General features: G+C 68.8%; 7 protein-coding genes. 1 reads left to right on the top strand and 6 read right to left on the bottom strand.

Going from position 1 to position 6,156, the window contains the following annotated elements:
- From ACO59D_RS08335 to ACO59D_RS08315, 5 genes are all read right to left on the bottom strand, one after another.
- Positions 1 to 610 (bottom strand): response regulator transcription factor (locus ACO59D_RS08335; protein WP_485126584.1); only part of this gene is annotated, 610 nt, incomplete at its 3' end.
- Complete coding sequence (locus ACO59D_RS08330) at positions 607 to 1,548, bottom strand: sensor histidine kinase (protein WP_485126583.1); 942 nt, start codon at positions 1,546 to 1,548, stop codon at positions 607 to 609. The genes ACO59D_RS08335 and ACO59D_RS08330, both read right to left, overlap by 4 nt.
- Positions 1,549 to 1,614: 66 nt before the next feature.
- Positions 1,615 to 2,388: an ABC transporter permease gene (locus ACO59D_RS08325; RefSeq protein WP_485126582.1), complete on the bottom strand. Its 774-nt coding sequence runs from the start codon at positions 2,386 to 2,388 to the stop codon at positions 1,615 to 1,617.
- Entirely contained in the window at positions 2,385 to 3,116 is a 732-nt protein-coding gene (locus ACO59D_RS08320; RefSeq protein ID WP_485126581.1) for an ABC transporter ATP-binding protein, read from the bottom strand. The genes ACO59D_RS08325 and ACO59D_RS08320 overlap by 4 nt, the downstream gene beginning before the upstream one ends.
- A gap of 80 nt (positions 3,117 to 3,196) precedes the next feature.
- The gene (locus ACO59D_RS08315) at positions 3,197 to 3,976 is read right to left on the bottom strand and encodes an ABC transporter permease (RefSeq protein WP_130810537.1); all 780 of its coding nucleotides are present in this window, start codon (positions 3,974 to 3,976) and stop codon (positions 3,197 to 3,199) included.
- 479 nt (positions 3,977 to 4,455) lie between these two features.
- On the opposite strand from ACO59D_RS08315, the gene ACO59D_RS08310 reads away from it, so the two are divergent.
- Positions 4,456 to 4,962: a hypothetical protein gene (locus ACO59D_RS08310; RefSeq protein ID WP_485126580.1), complete on the top strand. Its 507-nt coding sequence runs from the start codon at positions 4,456 to 4,458 to the stop codon at positions 4,960 to 4,962.
- Positions 4,963 to 5,934: 972 nt separating this feature from the next.
- Here ACO59D_RS08310 and ACO59D_RS08305 read toward each other — a convergent pair.
- The gene (locus ACO59D_RS08305; RefSeq protein ID WP_485126579.1) at positions 5,935 to 6,156 is read right to left on the bottom strand and encodes a helix-turn-helix domain-containing protein; all 222 of its coding nucleotides are present in this window, start codon (positions 6,154 to 6,156) and stop codon (positions 5,935 to 5,937) included.

The raw sequence follows: 6,156 nt of genomic DNA, 5'->3' as shown, positions 1-6,156 counted from the left end.
CGAGGCCGAGCTTGGAGATGATGCGGGAGACGGAGCGCTTGACCGACGTCGGCTCTATGGACATGCGTGCGGCGATTTCCGCGTTGGAGAGGCCCTCGGCGACGAGCGAGGCAACCTCCAGCTCGCGCGGCGGCAGCCGCGAGAACATGTCAGCGCCGCGAGAGCCCGCGGCCTCCGGGATGGCACGGGTGATCACCTCCTTGGTCACGCGCGGCGTGAGTACCGCGTCTCCCGCGCACACGGCATGGACCGCATCGACGATCGCACGTGCGGGCGCGTCCTTGAGCAGGAATCCCGAGGCTCCGACCGCGAGGGCGCCGAGCGCGTAATCGTCCTGATCGTACGTCGTGAGGATGAGCACCCCGACATCCGGCCAGACGCGGTGGATGCGGCGCGTGGCGTCGATGCCGTCCATGATGGGCATGCGCACGTCCATGAGCGCCACATCGGGAAGCGCGCCAGCGGCGGCGTCGAGCGCTCGCAGCGCTTCGAGCGCCTCCGCGCCGTTCGCGCAGCACGCGACGACCCTGACCGAGGGATCGTGTGACAGCATGAGGGAAAGCCCGTCACGCACGTCCTTCTGGTCGTCCACGAGCATCACGCGGATCATCGCGCGACCCCTTGGCCTGACGGCGGGAGGGCCGCCTCGAGGGACCATCCTCCCTCGTCGGCCCCCCAGCCGATGGTCCCGCCAGCGCTCTCGACTCGATCCGCCAGGCGGCGCAGCCCCGTGCCGCCGCCCGTATCGGCGGAGACGCCCTCGCCGTCGTCGCGCACCGCGACACGGCACGAGCCGTCCGGGGCGTGCTCGAGAGAGACGGCGATGCAGCCGGCATGTTCGGCATGGCACAGGGCGTTGGTGACGCCCTCCCGCACCACGCGGTACGCAAGCTCGGCCTGACGCGGGTCGTCGGGACGCGCCCCCAGCTCCGAGCAGGGAGCCGCCCTGCCGGCCATGCGCGCCTCGCCGAGCAGCGATGAGATCTGGCCCCACGAGCGCTCGTCCGACGGGGAGAACCCCGGGGCCTCGCGACCCATCTCGGCCGCCTCGAGGCTGGCGACCGCGCGCCTTGTGTCCTCGAGCCCGGCGCGTGCGAGCTCGTTCACGCGCCGGAGCACCCGGACGACATCGGCGTCGGCCTGCCGCGCCTGGCCGATGCCTTCGGTGAGCGCGATGATGGCCGTGAGGTCGTGACCCACGCTGTCGTGGAGCTCTCCCGCAATCTGCGCACGCGTCTCCGCCCCGCGCTGGCGTCTGCCCGCCTCCTCGGAACGCTCCTCCGCCGACAAGGCAGCCCGCCGCGATCGGGCCGCATCGTGGGCGAGCCACAAGGCAAGTCCCACGAGGGCGGCGAACGAAACCACACCCAAGAAGGCAAAGGGAGTGTTGGCGGAAGCAGGCCCCTGCTGGTCGGGGGCGCTCACAACGAGCAGGGAGAACCCCTCGACGAGGGCAAGCGCCGCGATGAGGGCGGAGGCGCGTGCGGAGCCTCGCGATGGTGCGGAATGCCGCTCTCCCGCAGACGACGGACTTCTCTCTTCGCTCATCTCCGGCCTCCTTCCCAGACGTGAGGCTGTCCCATGCCCGCATGATACCGCATGCCCTCTCCACCCTCACCTGCTCGGACGCCGCGCGAACAGCACAGCGGCAAGGCAGCCCACGACGAGGGCCCACATCGCTACCACCAAGGCCGCCTGCGGCCTCGACATGGCCGCATCGGGATAGGAGACGGTTATCGAGAGGGGATCGAAGAGGAGCACGCCAGCCGTGGTGGGCAAAAACCGCGCAAGCGCGGTGAGCGACAGGGCCGCGTAGGTCGAGAGCGACAAGCACACCATCGCGAACAGGGGAACCACGACGCTGCGGAAGACGTGCGTGAGGGAGAACGAGATCAGCGCACTTGCCACCCAGAAGAGAACCGCGCCCGCCCAGTCGCGCGCCAGATCGGACGAGAGCCCGGAGCCGAGCACCGAATAGCCCCCGAGCCGCAGCTGCGCCGTCAACGAGATGGCCACCACCGAGACCGTGGCCGCCACGAGGCAGAAGAGCGCCAGCGCGGCAGCCTGCGCCGCGAAAAGCACCGTCCTGCTCGGCATGGCGAGGAGGCTCGCCCTCAGACCGCTTCCCTCGTACTCACCCGACGCCGCCATCGCCCCCACGACGACCATGCCCAGCTGGCAGGCGGACACCATGTCGAAGCCCATGTTCTCGAAATCCACTCCCGGTGCGAGACCCGGGTCACCCGACAGCATGACCTGCAGGACCGCCGGAGTCTCGAGCCAAGCGAGGGCTATGCCGGCGGCGAGCACACCCGCTACGGTGAGGGGGAGTGACGGACGCGTGAGGAGTTTCAGGCACTCCGCGCGAAAGCACCTCGCGAGCCTCATCGCTCCACCTCCCCGTGTGCGGCATACTGCTCGCGCCCGTGCGTCCAGGAGAAGTACGCCTCCTCGAGGTCCGATGCGTCCTCGACCAGGTCGTCCAGCGCTCCCTGCCGGACGACTCGTCCGGCAGCCATGACGACGAGGTCGTCGGCCGTCTCCTGGACCTCGTGCAGGAGGTGGCTCGTCACGAGCACGGTGCGCCCCTCTTCCGCGAGGCCCCGCACCATGCGGCGCATCCAGACGATGCCCTCGGCGTCGAGGCCGTTCGTCGGCTCGTCGAGTATCACCGTCGCCGGGTCCCCGAGCAGGGCCGCTGCCATGCCGAGGCGCTGCCTCATGCCCAGCGAGAACCCCGAGATGCGCCTGTTGGCAGCCGGGGCGAGTCCGACCGTGCCGATGACCTCGTCGATGCGCGAGCGCGTGATCCCGTTGCTCGCGGCCATCCAAGAAAGGTGCGTACGTGGCGTCCGGAAGCCCGCTGCCCCCGAGCCGTCGAGGAGCGCCCCGACCACCCGCAGCGGCTCTGGGAAGTCGCGGTAGCGCGTGCCGTCGACAAGCGCGGTGCCGGCATCGGCCCCGTCGAGTCCGAGGAGTATGCGCAGGGCCGTGGTCTTGCCCGCGCCGTTCGGGCCGAGCAACGCCGTGACGCGGCCCGGGCCGGCGGAGAACGTGAGGCCGTCCAAGGCTCTGCACGTCCCGTAGGTCTTTTCAAGAGAATCTATCTCAATCATACGCTCCTCCATGCGATCTTGCCTCATTCCGGGAGGCTTCCACCCATCTCGAACGCCGTACAGGCACCCTCTCCGGCTGCTCACACGCCCCACCTTGCGAGCGATGCCCACGCACCTGCGTAGGCGGTGGCGAGCCAGCAGGCCAGCCCGGCGAGCGCCGAGGGCATGCCGATGCCGCCTGAAGGCGGCGGGACCTGGTAGAGGCAGAGCGCGAGCTGGTCGGGAAGCCACGTCGCAGCAGGCGTGATGCCCCGGAGCACGGACGAGAGCGCGAGCATCATCGCCAGCGCGAGCACCAAGACCGGCATGGACCTGCGCGTGAGCAGGGAAAGGGAGGTCACGAGCACCGAGAGGGCCGTCCACCAGGCGACGAGCACGCCCACACGCACGATTTCGCCGGCACCCGCGTCCGCCCCGTCTCCGACCAGGGCGAGGACCATGGCGTGCGTTCCGTACGCTGCGGCGGCGGTGAGCGAGGCCACGGCGGCAGACAGACCAGCCGAGGTCGCGACCTTGGCGGCGAGCAGCCTGCCCCGATCCGGGACGGCGAGGAGCGCCGGGGCCATGCCCTGCGCCTCGTCCATGTAGAGCACGAGCGCGCCCATGAGGGCGAAGCCCACCTGCTGCACGGGGAGCGCGAGCTGGTAGGCTGCAGACGGCACGAGGCCCGCCGCCTCGTCAGGCTTCGACCAGGCCATGTAGGTGAGGTACGCGCTCGAGATGACCGAGAACGCCACGATGGCGAGGGCGGCCACCGTCATCGGAGGATAGGACCTCGCCTTGAGGATCTCCGATCTAATGGGCCCGAAGCAGATGCGTGCCCTTCTCGTTCCCCCGGTCTCGATACCAGCAGCCCGCATGATGCCTCCCGCTGTCTACCTGCCGTACGACACTTTCTTGACACCTCAAGGAAACCACCGATTCCTCTCGCAAGGCGAGGTTCTGGCCGTTTGCCACCCTCGGGTGGCAAACGGGGCAAACTGGAACCATTGGGATATTACCGCCTCGGCTCAGCCCGTCCCGCCCCGAGCAGCATGTCCTCGGTATGCCCCTGCGCATACAACGCGGCGGGGCGCTCGCAAGACGCTTGGAGGAAGGTGATATGATGGGCCTCGTTGGGCGCGGCGACAAACGGTGCCCGTATGCTTCGCCAGCACGGGCAGGCGGACGGTCAAAGACGCCTGCGACGCCCGCAGCCCAGGTTTCACCCATCGCCCCGAAAGGAGAACAGTGCCATGCCGACATGCCCCGGCCCCGAAGCCCCTCGTGTCAAATCTCCCTATGCAGACGCGAGCGCGCAGGAAGCCTGCGGGGGCTCCTCGACAGGCACTGCTGCATCGTGCTCGGCGTCGTCGTCGCGCTGGCCGTCTGTGCGGCCCTCATTACCGTCCAAGGACCAAGCATCGAGGGCCTCGTCGTGTACGCAGCGGTGTGCCTGTGCGTTTCGTTCACCGCAGTTGCCCTCAACAGGCGCAACTTCAACAGGTTCTTGAGCATCCTGTCCGCCGACTGCAACGTACGAAAGATGCTCGAGGCGACGTCCCTTCTGATGGAGAAGCGCAAAAGGCGTCGCGAGGAGCCGACCTACGAGGTGCTCTACGCCATGTGCTCGGCGCAGCTCGGCTATGACGACATCGCCCCCCAATGGGTAGACAAGGTGGAGTCCTATCCCAAGCTGAGCATGTCCAACGGGCTTTCAGCATGCAATGTGCGCGCGGTCGTGGCCAGGCATCGCAGTGACGGGGACGCTCTGGCGAACGCCCGCGGACGCCTGACCGCTCTCTGCTCGGGTGGGCGCATCTGGGGACGATGGGCGCCCTCAGCGTCACGCGTCAACAGAAGGTGAGCATGGAGCGCTGCCGCGGCATGCTCGCGGAGGCGCACGGTGACATCGTGACCGCGCGCAATCGTTACGGGTTCGTCGCCGAGAACGGCGGGGACTGCTACATGGCCCAGTAGTCCTCCGAGTGGCTAGCCGCGCACGGCGAGTAGCCCGGGCGGGGGTACGTCTACAGACGGCTCTCTGGCTGGGCTTTCGCAAGCTCGTCGAAAACTATGGCGGCAAGGGCCGCAGAAACTCTTCGAGTTGGCTTCCATCAGTCGCTCGAAAGCTCGGCCCTTTAAAGGTGGCGGATTGGCATTCTGGGTGCAACAGCATAGCGCCAGGCGACGAGCGTGGCGCACCTCCGGAGGCTACGATGCCGTTCGTCTGGGTCAACGTCGGAAGCCGAGGGGAAATGCGCCACTACAAGCACCTTAGCGCCGAGGAGCCTGACGAGATCGCCGAGCTGCACGCCGAGCCTCTGCCACGGGCCGTCCGCGGAGAGGTCCCTGCCCGACACGCCCCCGAGCGAGCTGTGTCTGTGGCAGTCGGTCCCGCGTCGGATCACGCAGCCGCTTGCGGTCCTCGAGAACATCTCGACCAACTCGTCCCACGGCCCGGGTCTGTGGCGGGAGGCTTCGGGTGCGACAGTGTGCAGCAGTAGCTCGACCTTGCGAGCCTGGCGCACTCGGGCAGGCCGAGGAGGCGGTGCCGCCCCGAAGGCCCGCTCACGATGACCGCCCTCTCGCGGTCTGGGGACGCTCCCCCCGTCTTTCAGGGCCATCGATCTTTTTAGGTAGGAGACCTCCGCCTCGGGTCCCTGGACCTGACGCCCGGGCCCTCACGTCGCCCTGGGCCGTGGTCGCGCCGACCCGGGCGGCCCCTCCCTGCGCTTCGGCCGGAGCGCCTCCCCGCCGCCCTCCCGGTGGGCCCTTGTCCAGTTCTTGGGAGGCGCCAGCGAGGCGACCCCGAACCTCGCCGTTGCCCCCACCCCTGTTATGCCCTCGCCACTCTGGCCTCGAACGGATGGCTCGCGTGCGCCGATCCCATGGCCACCAACCCATCGACCCCGAAGGGCCGGTAAGCGCCGAGCCATTCCCTCACGGCCTCCCGGGGGACACCCAACACGTTGGCTGCCGCCTTGTAGCCCGCACCACCATCGAAGGGGACCGAGGCTCGCAGCCTGGTCTCCGCATCGCAAGGTGTCCTGTCAGCCAT

This window comes from Tractidigestivibacter sp., assembly GCF_057241865.1.
Note: the sequence above shows the minus strand (reverse complement) of the source record. Positions and strands in the feature narration are given on the sequence as shown.